Origin of the sequence: Pedobacter sp. KBS0701 (assembly GCF_005938645.2) — a bacterium.
Taxonomy (GTDB): Bacteria; Bacteroidota; Bacteroidia; order Sphingobacteriales; family Sphingobacteriaceae; genus Pedobacter.
Window position 1 is genome coordinate 531,909 of the sequence record NZ_CP042171.1, and the last position, 15,823, is coordinate 547,731.

14 protein-coding genes are annotated in these 15,823 nt (G+C 37.3%); 8 read left to right on the forward strand and 6 right to left on the reverse strand.

Features of this window, described 5'->3' with window-relative positions:
• Positions 1–857: 857 nt before the first annotated feature.
• On the forward strand, positions 858–3,077 hold the full coding sequence (locus FFJ24_RS01960; protein WP_138820557.1) for an NADP-dependent isocitrate dehydrogenase: 2,220 nt from the start codon (positions 858–860) through the stop codon (positions 3,075–3,077).
• 577 nt (positions 3,078–3,654) lie between these two features.
• Positions 3,655–4,062: a hypothetical protein gene (locus tag FFJ24_RS01965; RefSeq protein WP_138820558.1), complete on the forward strand. Its 408-nt coding sequence runs from the start codon at positions 3,655–3,657 to the stop codon at positions 4,060–4,062.
• 64 nt (positions 4,063–4,126) lie between these two features.
• Here FFJ24_RS01965 and FFJ24_RS01970 read toward each other — a convergent pair whose 3' ends face one another.
• Positions 4,127–5,950 (reverse strand): DNA polymerase III subunit gamma/tau, encoded by a 1,824-nt coding sequence (locus FFJ24_RS01970; protein ID WP_138820559.1) that lies wholly within the window; start codon positions 5,948–5,950, stop codon positions 4,127–4,129.
• Between the two features lie 136 nt (positions 5,951–6,086).
• On the opposite strand from FFJ24_RS01970, the gene FFJ24_RS01975 reads away from it, so the two are divergent.
• Entirely contained in the window at positions 6,087–6,833 is a 747-nt protein-coding gene (locus tag FFJ24_RS01975) for a hypothetical protein (RefSeq protein ID WP_138820560.1), read from the forward strand.
• 4 nt (positions 6,834–6,837) lie between these two features.
• Here the strand turns inward: FFJ24_RS01975 and FFJ24_RS01980 are convergent, their stop codons facing one another.
• From FFJ24_RS01980 to FFJ24_RS01990, 3 genes are all read right to left on the reverse strand, one after another.
• Entirely contained in the window at positions 6,838–7,596 is a 759-nt protein-coding gene (locus FFJ24_RS01980) for a DUF1570 domain-containing protein (RefSeq protein WP_138820561.1), read from the reverse strand.
• 23 nt (positions 7,597–7,619) lie between these two features.
• Positions 7,620–9,923, reverse strand: coding sequence for a TlpA disulfide reductase family protein (locus tag FFJ24_RS01985; protein ID WP_138820562.1), 2,304 nt, complete (start codon positions 9,921–9,923; stop codon positions 7,620–7,622).
• A gap of 76 nt (positions 9,924–9,999) precedes the next feature.
• Entirely contained in the window at positions 10,000–10,863 is an 864-nt protein-coding gene (locus tag FFJ24_RS01990; RefSeq protein WP_246862723.1) for an AraC family transcriptional regulator, read from the reverse strand.
• Between the two features lie 181 nt (positions 10,864–11,044).
• On the opposite strand from FFJ24_RS01990, the gene FFJ24_RS01995 reads away from it, so the two are divergent.
• The 4 genes from FFJ24_RS01995 (at position 11,045) to rplI (ending at position 12,972) form a co-directional block, all read left to right on the forward strand.
• Positions 11,045–11,638: a hypothetical protein gene (locus FFJ24_RS01995; protein WP_138820564.1), complete on the forward strand. Its 594-nt coding sequence runs from the start codon at positions 11,045–11,047 to the stop codon at positions 11,636–11,638.
• Between the two features lie 258 nt (positions 11,639–11,896).
• Positions 11,897–12,253, forward strand: a complete 357-nt coding sequence (gene rpsF / locus FFJ24_RS02000; RefSeq protein WP_029283098.1) for a 30S ribosomal protein S6 — start codon at positions 11,897–11,899, stop codon at positions 12,251–12,253.
• Entirely contained in the window at positions 12,253–12,516 is a 264-nt protein-coding gene (rpsR, locus tag FFJ24_RS02005) for a 30S ribosomal protein S18 (protein WP_010599582.1), read from the forward strand. Before rpsF ends, rpsR begins: the two co-directional genes overlap by 1 nt.
• 12 nt (positions 12,517–12,528) lie before the next feature.
• Positions 12,529–12,972 carry a 50S ribosomal protein L9 gene (gene rplI, locus FFJ24_RS02010; RefSeq protein ID WP_025144599.1) on the forward strand — a complete coding sequence of 148 codons (444 nt, stop codon included), beginning with the start codon at positions 12,529–12,531 and terminating at the stop codon, positions 12,970–12,972.
• 377 nt (positions 12,973–13,349) lie between these two features.
• Here the strand turns inward: rplI and FFJ24_RS02015 are convergent, their stop codons facing one another.
• Both FFJ24_RS02015 and FFJ24_RS02020 read right to left on the reverse strand, forming a co-directional pair.
• Complete coding sequence (locus FFJ24_RS02015) at positions 13,350–14,048, reverse strand: SDR family oxidoreductase (RefSeq protein ID WP_138820565.1); 699 nt, start codon at positions 14,046–14,048, stop codon at positions 13,350–13,352.
• 30 nt (positions 14,049–14,078) lie between these two features.
• Entirely contained in the window at positions 14,079–14,888 is an 810-nt protein-coding gene (locus FFJ24_RS02020) for a DUF1080 domain-containing protein (protein WP_138820566.1), read from the reverse strand.
• A gap of 192 nt (positions 14,889–15,080) precedes the next feature.
• Here FFJ24_RS02020 and mtgA point away from each other — a divergent pair, with 192 nt between their 5' ends.
• Positions 15,081–15,809: a monofunctional biosynthetic peptidoglycan transglycosylase gene (gene mtgA / locus FFJ24_RS02025; protein WP_138820567.1), complete on the forward strand. Its 729-nt coding sequence runs from the start codon at positions 15,081–15,083 to the stop codon at positions 15,807–15,809.
• Positions 15,810–15,823 lie beyond the last annotated feature (14 nt).

Sequence of the window (15,823 nt, forward strand, 5' to 3'; positions counted from 1 at the left end):
TCAATTAAAATTTTTAAAATAGATATATATGCTTCCCACTACAAAAGTTTAGCCAAAGAATTTGCGTAATCTAAAACTATCGGGAATGTTGCAGTGAATCAGAATGATAAAGAATGTCTTGTTAGCCGCTTATTTTTTGGAAAGCAATTGAAGTGTTCTATAGGTTAATTACTTCCTGCTCTACCTGCTGCCATGAAAAATGGCATTCGTTCGATCAGGTTTAACTTGGTCATTTTTCTGCTGCTATGCAGGTTGTCCGTGCCACAGGCCTGAGTTCATAGCCCTGATCGGAGCGGGCATCACCGATATTTCATCGGGATAAAGCGCAGAGCAGGACTAATTTAAAAAAAAGCGAATGACAATGCGCTCCACTATCTTAATATTTATTATTTGATGGGTTTTTATTTTTAGGAATTTTAGGAAAGCAATTGAAGTGTTCTATAGGTTAATCACTTTCTGCTCTACCTGCTGCCATGAAAAATGGCATTCGTTCGATCAGGTTTAACCTGGTCATTTTTCTGCTGCTATGCAGGTAGTCCGTGCCACAGGCCTGAGTTCATAGCCCTGATCGGAGCGGCATCCCCGATATTTCATCGGGATAAAGCGCAGAGCAGGACTAATTTTAAATATAGTAAATGACCCTGCGCTTCCTAAAAACAATAGTATGTTGTATTATTATTTCACTATGATGAAGATTATCGGTTTTTAATAAATGAATGGTTCATCCAAACCAGAAATAACATTGCGATGTTCCTTAATTCATTCGATTATTTTATCTTTAGGCGATTTTAAAAAGATCGGTCTACAAAGCCATAAACTGATCGGATCATTAAATAAATAAGCAAAATCAATATAATATGTCAAATACATCAAAAATTATCTACACCAAAACCGATGAGGCGCCAATGTTGGCAACCTACTCACTTTTACCTATCGTACAAGCTTTTACCGCATCAGCAGGTATTGATGTAGAAACCAGAGATATTTCTTTAGCAGGAAGAATTTTGGCCAACTTTCCGGAGTATTTAAAAGACGATCAAAAAATTGGTGATGCGCTAGGAGAGCTTGGTACTTTGGCTACCACCCCGGAAGCAAACATTATCAAATTACCAAATATTTCTGCTTCTATCCCACAATTGATAGGCGCAATTACTGAGCTTCAGGCGCAGGGCTTTGCTATTCCAAATTACCCTGATAATGCACAGAGCGACGAAGAAAAGGCAATTAAAGCTAAATATGCAAAAGTTTTAGGTTCGGCTGTAAACCCGGTTTTACGTGAAGGTAACTCTGACCGTAGGGCACCTAAAGCCGTTAAAAACTACGCTAAACAAAACCCGCACTCCATGGGTAAATGGTCAGCAGATTCAAAAACCAAAGTAGTCAGCATGACTGAAGGCGATTTTTATGGTTCGGAGAAATCTACCACTGTTGCTGAAGCAAGCCAGTTTAAAATAGAATTTGTAGCTACTGATGGTACGGTAACCGAATTAAAAGGTTTATCGCCACTAAAAGCAGGAGAGGTGATTGATAGTTCTGCATTGAGTTTATCGGCATTGAAAACTTTTGTGGCCAAAGAAATTGCTGAAACTAAAGCTGAAGGCGTTTTATTATCAGCGCACTTAAAAGCAACGATGATGAAGGTTTCCGATCCGATTATTTTCGGTGCTATTGTAGAAGTTTATTTCGCAGCTGTTTTTACCAAATATGCAGACCTTTTCAAAGAACTAAATATCGATACCCGCAACGGTTTAGGTGATGTTTACGCAAAAATTGCTGGCAACCCTAAACAGGCAGAAGTTGAAGCCGCTTTGGCACAAGCCATTGAAAACGGACCAGCTTTAGCCATGGTAAACTCTGATAAAGGGATTACCAATCTACACGTACCATCTGATGTGATTGTTGATGCTTCTATGCCGGCAATGATCCGTACATCAGGCCAGATGTGGAATAAAGAGGGTAAACCTCAAGATACAATCGCTTTAATTCCAGACCGTTCTTATGCTGGTGTTTACACTGCAACCATTGATGACTGTAAAGCACATGGTGCTTTTGATGTAACCACCATTGGTTCGGTACCGAATGTTGGTTTAATGGCTCAAAAAGCTGAAGAATACGGTTCACACGATAAAACTTTCCAGGCTACAGGTTCGGGAATAATTCGCGTGACCGATGCTGATAGAAAAGTATTTTTTGATCAGAAAGTAGAAAAAGGCGATATCTTCCGCATGTGCCAAACTAAAGATGCACCAATTCAGGATTGGGTAAAATTAGCGGTAAACAGGGCGCGTTTATCAGAAACCCCTGCGGTTTTCTGGTTAGATGAAAAAAGAGCACATGATAGAGAAATCATTACTAAAGTAAATACTTATTTAAAAGATCACGATACTACAGGTTTAGATATCCGTATTTTAGCTCCAATAGAAGCGACTAAGTTTACTTTAGAGCGTATTCGTAAAGGTTTAGATACCATTTCGGTTACCGGTAACGTACTGCGCGATTATTTAACCGATTTATTCCCGATTTTAGAGTTAGGAACTTCAGCGAAAATGCTTTCTATTGTTCCGTTAATGAACGGTGGTGGTTTATTCGAAACCGGTGCTGGTGGTTCTGCTCCAAAACATATTGAGCAGTTTATCGAAGAAGGTTATTTGCGCTGGGATTCGCTTGGTGAGTTTTTAGCGCTTCAAGCTTCCTTAGAGCATTTAGCTCAAACTCAAAACAATGCAAAAGCACAGGTATTGGCTGATGCTTTGGATGAAGCAAATGCTAAGTTTTTGGCAACTGATAAATCACCGGGTAGAAAATTAGGAACAATCGATAACCGTGGTTCTCACTTCTATTTAGCTTTATATTGGGCTGAGGCATTAGCGGCTCAGAGCAAAGATGCTGATCTGAAAGCCAGATTTGCACCATTGACTAAAACTTTGTTAGAAAATGAAGCCAAAATTAACGAGGAGTTGATCGGTTCGCAAGGAAAACCTCAAAACATTGGTGGTTACTACAACCCTAACGATGAATTGGCAAGCAAAGCGATGCGCCCAAGTGAAACATTAAATACCTCTTTGGCTAGTTTATAAGCTGAGTTGTCAACTTTAATATGCTTCTGGCATAGGAGTTAGCAAATGTTGAAATATTTAGCGTCCTGATGTGAAAATCGGGACGCTTTTTTTATGATGTATAATTCTCAACTTTTATTCATTTTGCCAGGATTTGAAGATTCTTATACATTTGGAAAGCAGATGCAGAAGCTTTTGGGTTACAACAGTCCCGCTTCCGCTTCTGCTCCCGATGAAGGATCGGGAGCATCCCGCTTGATCGGGTTTAGGTGGATTGGCCAGCGATACTATTTGCGTAGATGTATCTATCGGTCTGTGTCCCCACAGACCGAAACGGAAACCCAATTAAGTTATAACAATCTACATGTCATATTTAATCTATAGCTTACAATTCGATGATTACCGGCGCTTTGCCAGCGTGAGGGATAGTAACGGAAAGTCCACAGCCATTAGGAACGAATGGCAAGGACTTGGAGTGTATAGCCCGACCCTTGCGCAGCTTGGGGCACGCCCAAATAATAACAAAATTCTTTAGCTAAAGAAAAACCTTATCTACACCGCTTTGTTATATCCATATAAATTAAAGGAGACCTATACCATGGCAATTAACGAAAATAAAGGATCGCAGGATAAAATACACAGCACTACAGAAAATAGCGAAATCAATAAAGAGAACTTGGCTTACGATGAAAATAAGCAAAGTTATGAGCTGGATGTAAAAGGAACGGACAGCGAATACGATCATCCGATGGGATATGAAACGGTGGCTGCAGGTGCAAAGGATGATGATTCTACCTATGATGAGGCAAACCCTTATGTTGGTGATGAGTATGCCAGGAATGAAGAAATTGCTGAAGATAACTTAGAAGAACTAGGTATGCATGTAGACAACGGTGAAAGTGTAAAACTTAGTCCGGAGGATGAAATCCTTGCCCGTACACCAGAAGATAACCGTGATGATCTGGATGAAGAAGGTTATCCGATTAATGATGCGCCGAAAGACTAATCAGCAGTTTCCAGTTGGCAGTTTTTAACTATAGTTTAGTGGAAAGCTGCGAGCTGGAAAGTGACTAAGGATTAATATCTAAATTAAACCTTCTCCGCAGGTCATCTAATTTTGGATTTTTGTTTACCAGGTAATCGTACTTCTCGCGGTTGCCGTAAAGCCTGTTTTCTATTTTACGCTCCATTAACTTATAAGTAACCTCAACACCAAAGTTTCTAAGCTCATTCCGTAAAAAATTTAAAAGTTCAACAGATTCTTGTTGTACAAGATGTTCCTGCGTTTTACTCTCTACCGAAATCTCGATCAGTTCAGGATTTAAAAGTGTCGGGGCAAAGTTGTTCAAGATGGTAAAAAGATTAATCCGATCGGTGGCCTTCATCTTTTGGGTAAAGGCATTCCATACTTCCAGTAAGCGGTCGTAACTGAAAGGTTCTCTGGCATCGCCGGTAACTTTCTTTGGCCCCTTATCATCATCTCCCTGGGCTACACGTTCTAAATCATTCAATGAAGGGATGAGTGTACTGATTGCGTTTGCTTTCGGAATATTGATGCTGATAGAAGTTGCAGATGGTGGAGGACCAACCCGCGGACTTTCTTTTGGCTTTTCTGCTACTGGTAGGCTAGGCGAAACAGGAGTATTAACAACAGGTGCTGCAGCTTGATTGGTATTTTCAACCTCAACTTTAGGCTTTGGGCTTTCAGCTGGCTCAGCTACGACATTAGTTTTTTTTTTATCCTGATCTGCGTCAGTTGCTGTGTTATTAGGGCTTAAAGGCTGTTGTGCTAGATTGACGACTGACCTGATGTGGCACATTTTAATCAGTGCCAGCTCTACCTGTAAACGCTGATTTTTAGAGTTTTTATAGTTTAAATCGCAGGTATTAGCTAAATTCAGGGCTGTTAACAAGAACGATAATTCTGTTTGCCTGCACTGATCGAGATACTTTTGTTTGATGTTCTCACTCACCTCCAACAATTTAATGGTAGCAGCATCTTTACCTACTAATAGGTTCCGGAAGTGAGTAGCTAAACCATTGATAAAATTATTGCCGTCGAAACCATTGTTTAAAATTTCGTCGAAGAGGAGCAGTGTCTGACTAACTTCTGCTGCGGTTAAATAGGAAGTAAGCTTGAAAAAATAGTCGTAATCTAAAATGTTAAGGTTGTCGATTACCGCTTTATAAGTGATGTTTTTATTGGCATAACTGGCAATCTGATCGAACATCGAAAGCGCATCACGCAAACCACCATCAGCTTTTTGCGCAATAATATGCAAACCATCACTTTCGAAAGCAATATTTTCGCGCCGGGCAATGGTTGACAGGTGACTGGCAATATCCTCTACCTGGATACGGTTGAAATCAAAAATCTGACAACGTGATAAAATGGTCGGCAGGATTTTATGTTTCTCGGTAGTGGCCAGGATAAAAATGGCATAAGAAGGTGGCTCTTCCAATGTTTTCAGAAAGGCATTAAATGCACTCTGCGACAACATGTGAACCTCATCAATAATATAAATCTTATACTTTCCGGCTTGCGGTGGTATTCGAACCTGTTCAATTAAACTACGGATATCGTCAACAGAGTTGTTCGAGGCCGCATCTAACTCGTGCACATTAAAAGAATGTCCGTTCTGGAAGGAAAGACAATTGTCGCATTGACCACAAGCTTCCATATCGGCTGTAGGGTTGGTACAGTTAATGGTTTTGGCAAGGATACGAGCACAGGTAGTTTTACCCACCCCACGCGGGCCGCAGAATAAAAATGCCTGCGCAAGCTGGTTGTTTTTGATGGCGTTTTTTAACGTACCGGTAATATGCTGCTGGCCAACAACGGTTTCGAAGGTGGCTGGGCGGTATTTACGGGCAGAAACGATAAAATTTTCCATCGGCACGAAAATAGGAAAAATTTAGGTGTTGTAAGATTGAAAAGTTGGAATGTGGAAAAGTTGAAATACTGAAATGATTTGTAAAAGATTGCGTAACATTTAATGATAAAATTAATCTAATCGTAAAACTTTATAAATGAGGATTTTAATTTTTATTAGCGCGATATTGTTGTCTTTTACGGGCACTTCGATGGCACAGGTTGATACCATAAATGCACAAAATCATAAATTGGTGATGAGCAATCTGAAAGAGGGGAAAAACAGCTATCTGGTTTATATGACTGATTCTCTTGAAACGAAACGGACTATTGGAGATATATGGGAAAGAACAACTGCTTTTAAAAAAAGAGATAAAAATGAAATTGTAGAATTTGCTTGGAAATGGTTCCATAACGATTCACTTTTCGCCACAATAACAAACATTTGTGACCGAAAAACGATGTCTCCAATTTATCATTATGCCAGTTATAAACGCAGAGGTATTTTTGCCTACGATTATAAAAATGGCTTGATGCAGCCGTCCGATACCGTAAAAAATAATGATGCAATCAAAAAAGGTCCGGTTAAATTGGATATTCCGATCATTTCGTGGGAGCAGGATTTAGAAACTTACCCATTATTGCCAATTAAAAAAGTTGGCCAGCAGTTTGATATTTCCTTTTTTGATCCAAACGAAAAATCAGCAACCTATCATCGTTATGAAGTGGTTGGCAAAGATAATTTGAAATTGAATGCAGATATGACAGCTAATTGCTGGCTGCTTAAAATTAATTACAGCAAAGACAGTTATGCCATTTTCTGGTTAGCCGAGAAATCAAAAGAGGTGGTTAAAATGAAAGAATATTATAAAGGTAACTACCGTATAAAAGTGAAGCAATATTGATGTATTAATGATGCAGGTTGTAAAACTGTTTATATCTTTCTTCAAACTTGTCAAAACTGCCAAAAGTTAGTTCAATTGATTTTTCGGTATCGTAGCCTTGAGTGTTTAGTTTTATTATATTTTTAAGCAGGTCTGTTCTTTTCGATTTTATAAAAAAGTAGATCACACTGTAAGCCGTATTGTAGTTGTCATCTACATCATGCCGGTAAAACGAACCGCTATATATTTTAAAGAAATTTTTTAACCTTTCGCTGTCTTTCGAATCTATTCCCGCTTTTATGCTCTTAATTCTGCCACTTTGCGGGTAAGCATATAAATTCCCCTCGCTGTCAAAATCCAGTGTTTCAAAAAATTCTGCTAATCCTTCGTTTAACCATTTGGGAGAATTTTTAAAATTGAACTGAAAAATACTATGACTGGCCTCATGGAGTGCTACCGAAATGAAATCGCTGCTCTTGTATACAAAGGCTTCATTAATTGCGGCAATATAAAATCCGGCACTATTTATTGGTGCGTTATATGTTTTTTGCGCTAACCTGTAATCTTTATTTTTTCCATAGAGGTTTATTTTTACCGGGGCAGTAATGTTTTCTCTTGTCTCAAAAATTTCGTTGCAGAACATGCGCTCATAAGCAATTAGTTTTTCTATTTTCTTTTGCTCGTTGTCGTTTATTTTACAGTTAATCAAATTAAGGTCAACGTATTGGGCGTAAAGAGATATACTGATCATATTTGCTATTACAAGCAAGATAAATTTGTTCATGTTTACTTTCTTAAATCTCTTTGTTACAAGTGTTCTTCTAAAAGTTTTTTAATTTGTCTGTTATCCATAAATCCCATAGACGGGTTTACCACTTTGCCTTCTTTATTAATCAGCACCTGATGCGGAATGCCTGTAATTTTAAATTTGTCAGCTAAATAACGCCATTCATCACTTTTTAACCTATAGTGCTGTCCTTTTATAGTGGGTATTAAATTCTGGTAAGTAGCTAAAGGTGAGCTTTCATCAGTAATGTAAACGAATATAACATTGCTATCTTTCATTTCTTCTTTCAAAGGCCTGATTTCTGCAATTCCGTTAAGGCAGGGACCACACCATGTTGCCCAAAAATCAACTAAAATAACCTTGCCTGCATGTTTGCTGATAATGTTATCTAAAATTTTATCAGCTTCTACTTTTGGTGTTTGGTTTACAAAATATCCCCCGTTTTTTTTATTGGCGATGATCTGTTTTTCGGTATCGTTGTTTCTGAGTTTAATATAATCTTTTACAAACTGATTCTTAATATCTGATAGGGCATAAGGCAAATTGTTCTGGCTGATTGGAGAGAGTTCGCTAACAATTGGTCTTAAAATATCTTGTGCGTTCATAATATCAACTAAAATCCCTTGGTTAATATTAAATGCCGAATCGATTAATTTGATATAATAATTTGAGAAATTTTTTTCGTTAAAGATTTTGATAAAATCATCATGATCTTGCAACCATGCATCTTGTATGGGTTTATCAGCACTATCTATTTTTAATGAAAGTCCATCTGATGATATCAATTTTTCGAAAGATTTGTCTAAATCAGTAAGTGTGATATTACTGGCTTTAAGCGCATGTAACATATCAGCATAATTATGGGTATAGCTATATCTTTCAGGTCTTACTCCCGGTAAGAATTTAAATCTGTTAATAAAGGTGTTATAATTTCCACTGATTACTGAAAGTTCATCATTGATGATTTTTTGGTCTAAAAAATTATAGTAATCGCTTGGATATTTTTCAGCCTTTTTTTTAGTCTCCTTGTTTGCAGATTCATAATTCCAGTTATACTCGATAACATGGTTGGCATAACCGCATACAACATCTAACCTTTTAACTTGATAGGCTTTCTCTGAAAGGTTTCCTAGCTGGTGGATGGAGTCTAACCTGGAAAGTTCTGTTTTTTGAAGGTTCAGTAAATAAGTTTTATAGTCGTTTGGCTTCATATCAACTATTCTTTTTTGGATGTCTTCATAGTCGAATAAGTCAAATTTATTTAAAAGAGAAAGATCCTCATTTAATTGTGCCAGCTCACCTGTATATCTGGTATTTTCATCACCAATAACGACAAAAAGTTCTTTGCCAGGCTCCAGGTAGATGTCGTTTTCATTGCATATATCCGACCTCAGGAAAACCCTTTCGGGGTGATAAATCCCTACCTTGGTTGAAAAATAACCGTTTTTCTGAATTGCTATGATCTGGTTTTCCTGTCCCCCCGATATAATATTGTCTATGTACAACATCAGGGTTTTAGTAGCCAATTTAGGACTGTAGTTTTTAATATAACCACTAAAAGTAGCACTGTCGTTTTTGAAGATGGGAAGCTGATAGTTTTCCTTGTTAAGAATTCGTTTACAATCTGCCTGGTTTTTACTTAACTGAACTGTTTTATTATCTATGGTAAGTTTGATCGTGTTGTTTTTTAACCCGCTAATTGAAAGCTGTTTGGTTTCTTTCCCGTTGGTAATAAATATAGTGGTATTAGCGCTGTTGGTTTTTTTAACGATATTTTTATACGACCAAATTTTATTTTTGTAAACTATTTCTTTATCAAAAAAAGCAACTTCAAGATTACTATTGTTTTTGTTATACCAGCTCGTATAAATAGAGTTTGGAAGTAAGTTTTTATTTTCTTCCAGTGCAATATCATAGATTTTCCAGCCATTATCATCCTCTTCTCCATAATCAATACTTGTGGCTTTTGTATTAATTTTTGGAAAAATAAGCTGATAAGATACGCTACCACTTGGCGGCATATAGTACTGCTTATCTAATGGAATGCCTATTGTTTTCCTGATGTAGTATTTGGCGATACCGGTATTGTCTTGAAGATAAGTGTTCTTAGGTATCCTGATCCATTGACCCGCAGGATGGGTGGTGGTGAAGCATAACACAGTAGCGGTATCTGATGTTACTATTTTTGTGATTTTCAGCGTTGATGAGGCGCTGTTAAAACCAACAACGGGATTGGTTATTGTTTTTTGAGCATGCAGGCCAACTGTAACTATCGACAGAAAAAAGGCCAGAGCGATTTTTTGGTGTAGAGAACTGGTTTTCATTGTTTTAGATTGAAAAACAATGATAACTAAAAAACGGGTTATTGCCTGTTAAATTCTGTTAAATAAGCAATGTAAGTTATTTAATCACCGATTTCAATTCATTTCTATATTCTGAAGCGCTTTTGCCCGTAAACTCCTTAAATAATTTATTGAAATGGCTAAAATTGTTAAACCCACTTTCATAAGAAATATTGGCAATGCTGGTTGGTTTTTCGGCTAAAAGCTTTGACGCGTGTACTACACGATATTCGTTTACGAAATGCGTAAATGTTTTCTTGGTGATTTTTTTGAAATAACGGCAAAAAGAAGGGACAGTCATGCTCGACATTTCTGCAACATACTGCAAACTGATCTGTTCCTGAAAATGGTCTTTCACATAGTTGAAGATCATATTGATGCGGTCATTATCCTGTACCTGCATTTCCATCGAAAAACCATCGGCATTTAAGATTTTATAATCTTTCGCATGTTCAAGTTCCTTTAGTACGCTCAATAAAGTTAAAAGCCTTTCAAAGGGCTGCTGGTCGTCCATCATTTCTATTCTGTCGCCAACAATACGCATGGTTTCACTACCGAAGGCAATTCCGGCCTTTGCTTTGTCGAACAATTCTTGTATCCCTTTTATTTCCTGCAGGCCTAAAAAAATGCTGCCCAAAAAATTGGGTTTCATCTGGATAACAGTTTCGTTTTTGTTTCCGGTATTGGTATCGGTAAAGCCACAATGGGGAAGATTGCTGCCAATGAGAATCAGGTCACCTTCGGTGTAATAGGACACGTGACTGCCGATCTGCCTTTTGCCGGCCCCGCCGTTAACAAATACCATTTCAATTTCAGGGTGGTAATGCCAAAGGTGCGCCATATTATTGGCGTTCTCTACATATTTTGAATAATAAAATGAACTTCCAAAAGAGGGCTCAACAACTTCAAAACTTGGTTTCATGTTTTGCTGAATTATAGTTCTAAAATACATAAAAAATATGCTTTATTATATATTCTGTTAAAATAACAGTTAGTTGAAGGTAATATAGCATAGATATTGGCAAATATGCAATCAACTATCTTTCAGATGTGTCCGTACCTTAGTGGTATCATATAGTTATTAATTATTTAAAATATTGGTTATGAAAAAGTTCTTAAAAATCGGTTTAATAGCAGCGTTATTTTTTACTGCTACGGGTGTACACGCTAACGATGATGATTTTACTTTAAAAGTAAAAGGTGAAAAGGAAAAATTTATCCGTTTCTCTGTAGATAAAGCAGAAAACGTTAATTTGTCGCTCATTGATGCATACGATGAAGTTTTATTTGAAGAAAACATCCATGCTTCAGCCTCTTCCAGCAAAATTTATGATCTGAATGAACTTCCTGATGGAAAATATACGCTTAAAGTAGAGTCGGATGTAAAAGTTGCAAAATATAATGTGGTCATTAAAAACGGCGAGGCCCTTGTTTCTGAGCCGAAAGTTTCTAACATATTTAAACCTGTTTATACTAAAAAAGATCAGGTAATTACGCTTAATCTTGAAAACCTGGAGAATAGTCCGGTGGAAGTTAAAGTGTATAACGAATACAATGATGTGGTTTATAGTGAGGCATTCAAAGATAAATCGCAACTGGTAAAGAAATTCAATATTGGTAAAACAGATTCTAAAGAATTAACTTTTGTAGTGAAGTTCAAAGAAGAGAGTTTTGTTAAAACGATAGAAACATATTAAAAATTTTACAGCTAATTGATGGGGGAGATTGTCGGATAGATAGTCTCCCTTTTTTATACGTAAGACGGACGATGTGAGATGGATGATGTAGTGCGCATTGTTCCCATTCTCCATCTTCCATATTCCATCTTTCGTTTACCTTATTACATTATGTCTCATAAATTCTCATTAATCATTTGATTTTAAGAAATATATTGTTACTTTTGCATCCCCGTAATATACCTCGGGATTAAAAAATTAAAAACATAATTTATAACAATGAATCAGTACGAAACTGTTATCGTTCTAACCCCGTTGTTATCTGAAGAGGCTGCGAAAGAAGCATTAGCTAAATTCAAAGCAGTTCTAACTGATAACGGAGCCGAAATTATCCAGGAAGATAATTGGGGTTTGAGAAAATTAGCGTATCCAATTGAAAAAAAATCAAACGGATTCTTCAACTTAACTGAATACAAAGCTTCAGGTGATTTGATCGCAAAATTAGAGCTTCAATTAAAACGCGATGAGCGTGTGTTACGTTTCTTAACTATCCGTTTAGACAAACACGCTGTTGCTTACAATGAGAAAAAGCGTAGTGGTGCTTTTAACAAAAAAACTAAGGAGGTTGCAGCGTAATGGCAAGAGAACAAATACAATACGTAACAGCCCCTAAAGTAGAGGATAACCGTAAAAAATATTGCCGTTTCAAGAAAAACGGAATTAAATACATCGATTACAAGGATGCAAACTTCTTGTTGAAATTTATTAACGATCAGGGTAAATTATTACCACGCCGTTTAACCGGTACTTCGTTAAAATTCCAACGTAAAGTGGCTCAGGCCGTTAAACGTGCCCGTCATATCGGTTTGTTACCTTTCGTTGCTGATCAATTAAAATAGGAGGCTAGAGATATGGAAATTATTTTAAAACAAGATATTAAAGGCCTTGGTGAGAAAGATGATGTAGTTACAGTAAAGCCAGGTTATGGCCGTAACTATTTAATCCCTCAAGGATTTGGAGCATTAGCTACATCTTCTGCTAAAAAAGTTTTAGCTGAAAATTTAAAGCAAGCTGCTTTTAAACAAGATAAAATTAAGAAAGATGCTGAAGGTGTTGCTGAGCGTTTAACTGATGTTAAACTTTCAATCGGTGCTAAAGCTGGCGAAAGCGGAAAAATCTTTGGAGCGGTTAACACCATCCAGATTGCTGAAGCATTAAAAGCTCAAGGCTTTGATGTTGACCGTCGTCGTATCACTTTCGAAACTGAACCTAAATTTGTTGGCGAATATGTAGCTAACTTAAACTTACACAAAGAAGTTAAAGTTCAGGTTCCTTTCGAAGTAATCGCTGAATAAGCATTCTTTAAAGAATCAATAAAAAAAGTCCCGATTTTCATCGGGACTTTTTTTATGGAAAACAGATAAGGTAAGAGAGATGATGGAGACGATTGAGTGAACAATTTTCTATATTGATTTTTCAATTGATTTAAATTTTCCTTAATAGATTGTTTAAACTCTATTTTTATTGATTTTGTAACAAAGTCAACCCAAATAATTGCATTTTTTGTAACAAAGTCAGGGCAATTTATATTGTCAAATAATAATTACTAGTATAAAACAGGCTAAAATGACGTTAAATTAGCAAAGTCTACGGGAAACAATTAATGCTTCCCGCAGTAAAAAATAAGAATAATTTATTCATGTCGTAGAATTAACTACATCTTCCACTCTTACTATCCTTTTGGTGTTGTTGGTCTGATTTCCACTTTGCTTGGTAGTGTTCTTGCTGGCATGGCTAATAAATCAACAATCAATTTGCCCATATCCTCTGGCTGGATTTTCCAGGCATCATCTTCAGCATTCGGCTGATGATCGTTAAAATGGCTCGCTACCGATCCTGGCATAATGGTACTTACCTTTACGCCATATTTTCTTAAATCGAGCATAATCGATTGAGTAAAACCGGTCAAGCCAAATTTACTGGCATTATAAGCCGATCCTCCGGCGAAAAAATTCGTGCCTGCCAAACTGGAAATGGTGAAGATATGTCCCTTTGTTTTTTTAATCTCCTCTACCGAGGCTTTAATGCTGTAAAAAACACCTGTTAAATTGGTGTCAATGGTTTCTTTCCATAAATCTATATCCAATTCATCAACCGGTGCAAAATGACCAACACCTGCATTGGCAATCAGTACATCCAATTGTCCCCATTTTTCGAGTATCAGATTTACAGCATCCTGCTGAGATTTAAAATCCACAACATCTGCTTCAATGGCCAATACGTCACCGTATGCTACCAGATGAGATGCGGCCTGGTTTGCGCTGGCCATTGTCCTGCTGGTAATGGCTACTTTATAGCCTTCTTTTAAAAGTGATTCGGCAATGCCGAAACCAATTCCTTTGCTTCCGCCTGTAATTAATGCAACTTTCATGTTGTTGTAACGTATGATATCGAAAAATGTTTAATTAGATTTTTTCTTATTGTAGTGAGGAAGCTCCATAATCTGAATATCTTTAAAATCTACCGGCTGTCCTTCACTTTGTAAGGCAATAAAACCCTGAGTAAGGGCTTTTCCGTCAATTTTAATTTTCGGGTCGTAACGGTTAGCTACCCCGCCACCAATCTGTGGTTTGCTATATTGTAAAACGGTATCGCCGTTTATAATATGCGTTACAAGCGAATCGCCGAGAACAATCAATTCGGCAGATACCCATTGGTCACCATCGTAAGTTTTTGATTTGGAGTCCAGGCAATGCCCATCATATAAGTTGCCGTGATAAAAAATATCTGTACCAGGAGAACACATATTTCCTGTTGGGCGTGGACGGCCATCACTCAAGCCGCCTAAAAACTGCATCTCAATGGAAATTGGCCAGTCTTGTTCCTTAGGCATCGTTTTCGGGTCCTGAGAATGGAACATCACACCGCTATTCCGCAGGGTATAACTGGGTGCCCCTTTTTGCAGTTCGCCAACAAAGCGATACTTTAGTTTTAAGTGATAATAAGAAAATGGTGTTTTATAGTAAAGATGACCGAACTGATCATTGAAATCGCCATATTGGTCATATCGCACCTGAATAACTCCATTTTCGACTCTAAAAGTATTTCCGACATTTACATTGTAATCGTGGTGATGGATTTTAACATTCCAGTCCTTAATGTCTTTCCCGTTAAAAAGTGTCATCCACTTTTCAGAACTGTTATTGACGTTTTTGGTTATACTGCAGCCCCATAGTGTAACAGCAAGAAAGAGATAGCCTAGCTTTTTCATTTAGTTAATTTTGTTTGCATTCTGTTTAAAATGTGAATCCCAAAATACATAAACAAACTGATTTTAATGTACAATAAAGGTTTACCACAAGAATTTTGCATTTTGGTTTTGTTATTTTGATGGCAAAAACTTTTCACGTTATTCCAGGCCTCTGCATTTCCCATCTTCCGTCCCTTTAATTACCTTTGCGTCATGGCGAAAACGCAGACAAGCAGAACCAAAAGTAAGGCAAAATACCCTCTTCTGAAGAAGATTACCAATATGGCTACGAAAGTATTTTTATATTTTTTGTTGGTTTCTGTGTTTTGGGTAATCGCGCTGCGTTTTATTAATCCACCTATTACCCTTTTAATGGTACTACGGAACATTGAGCGTAAAGCGGATGGGAAACCTTTTAAAACGGAAAAAAAATGGGTTAAGTTTGATGATATCTCTGATAATATGAAAAGGGCCGCTGTATCTGCTGAAGATCAGCTCTTTTTAACACATATCGGTTTTGATATGAAAGCTATTGAGAAAGCTTTTGCCAGTAATGCCAAAGGAAAAAGGGTGAAGGGCGGGAGTACCATTTCGCAACAAACAGCTAAAAATGTTTTCCTGTGGCCTGGCCGATCGTGGATAAGAAAAGGTTTTGAAGCTTATTTTACTTTACTTATAGAGCTGTTTTGGAACAAAGAAAGAATATTAGAAGTCTACCTGAACGTAATCGAAATGGGTGATGGAATTTATGGTGCCGAGGCTGCTGCCCAGGAGTATTATGGTAAATCCTGTACAAAATTAACTAAGAAACAAGCCGCTTTAATTGCTTCCTGTTTTCCAAACCCCAGAAGGTGGACACCCAAAAATGCAACCCCATACATCAGGCACCGTCAATACCTGATTTTAAGAAATATGAACAGATTAGGGCCGCTGGATTTTTAATGTAAAATGGTCGA

Coding starts and splice junctions, on each gene's coding strand:
- FFJ24_RS01960 (WP_138820557.1), top strand. CDS start 858: ATGTCAAATACATCAAAAATTATCTACACCAAAACCGATGAGGCGCCA.
- FFJ24_RS01965 (WP_138820558.1), top strand. CDS start 3,655: ATGGCAATTAACGAAAATAAAGGATCGCAGGATAAAATACACAGCACT.
- FFJ24_RS01970 (WP_138820559.1), bottom strand. CDS start 5,950: ATGGAAAATTTTATCGTTTCTGCCCGTAAATACCGCCCAGCCACCTTC.
- FFJ24_RS01975 (WP_138820560.1), top strand. CDS start 6,087: ATGAGGATTTTAATTTTTATTAGCGCGATATTGTTGTCTTTTACGGGC.
- FFJ24_RS01980 (WP_138820561.1), bottom strand. CDS start 7,596: ATGAACAAATTTATCTTGCTTGTAATAGCAAATATGATCAGTATATCT.
- FFJ24_RS01985 (WP_138820562.1), bottom strand. CDS start 9,923: ATGAAAACCAGTTCTCTACACCAAAAAATCGCTCTGGCCTTTTTTCTG.
- FFJ24_RS01990 (WP_246862723.1), bottom strand. CDS start 10,863: ATGAAACCAAGTTTTGAAGTTGTTGAGCCCTCTTTTGGAAGTTCATTT.
- FFJ24_RS01995 (WP_138820564.1), top strand. CDS start 11,045: ATGAAAAAGTTCTTAAAAATCGGTTTAATAGCAGCGTTATTTTTTACT.
- rpsF (WP_029283098.1), top strand. CDS start 11,897: ATGAATCAGTACGAAACTGTTATCGTTCTAACCCCGTTGTTATCTGAA.
- rpsR (WP_010599582.1), top strand. CDS start 12,253: ATGGCAAGAGAACAAATACAATACGTAACAGCCCCTAAAGTAGAGGAT.
- rplI (WP_025144599.1), top strand. CDS start 12,529: ATGGAAATTATTTTAAAACAAGATATTAAAGGCCTTGGTGAGAAAGAT.
- FFJ24_RS02015 (WP_138820565.1), bottom strand. CDS start 14,048: ATGAAAGTTGCATTAATTACAGGCGGAAGCAAAGGAATTGGTTTCGGC.
- FFJ24_RS02020 (WP_138820566.1), bottom strand. CDS start 14,888: ATGAAAAAGCTAGGCTATCTCTTTCTTGCTGTTACACTATGGGGCTGC.
- mtgA (WP_138820567.1), top strand. CDS start 15,081: ATGGCGAAAACGCAGACAAGCAGAACCAAAAGTAAGGCAAAATACCCT.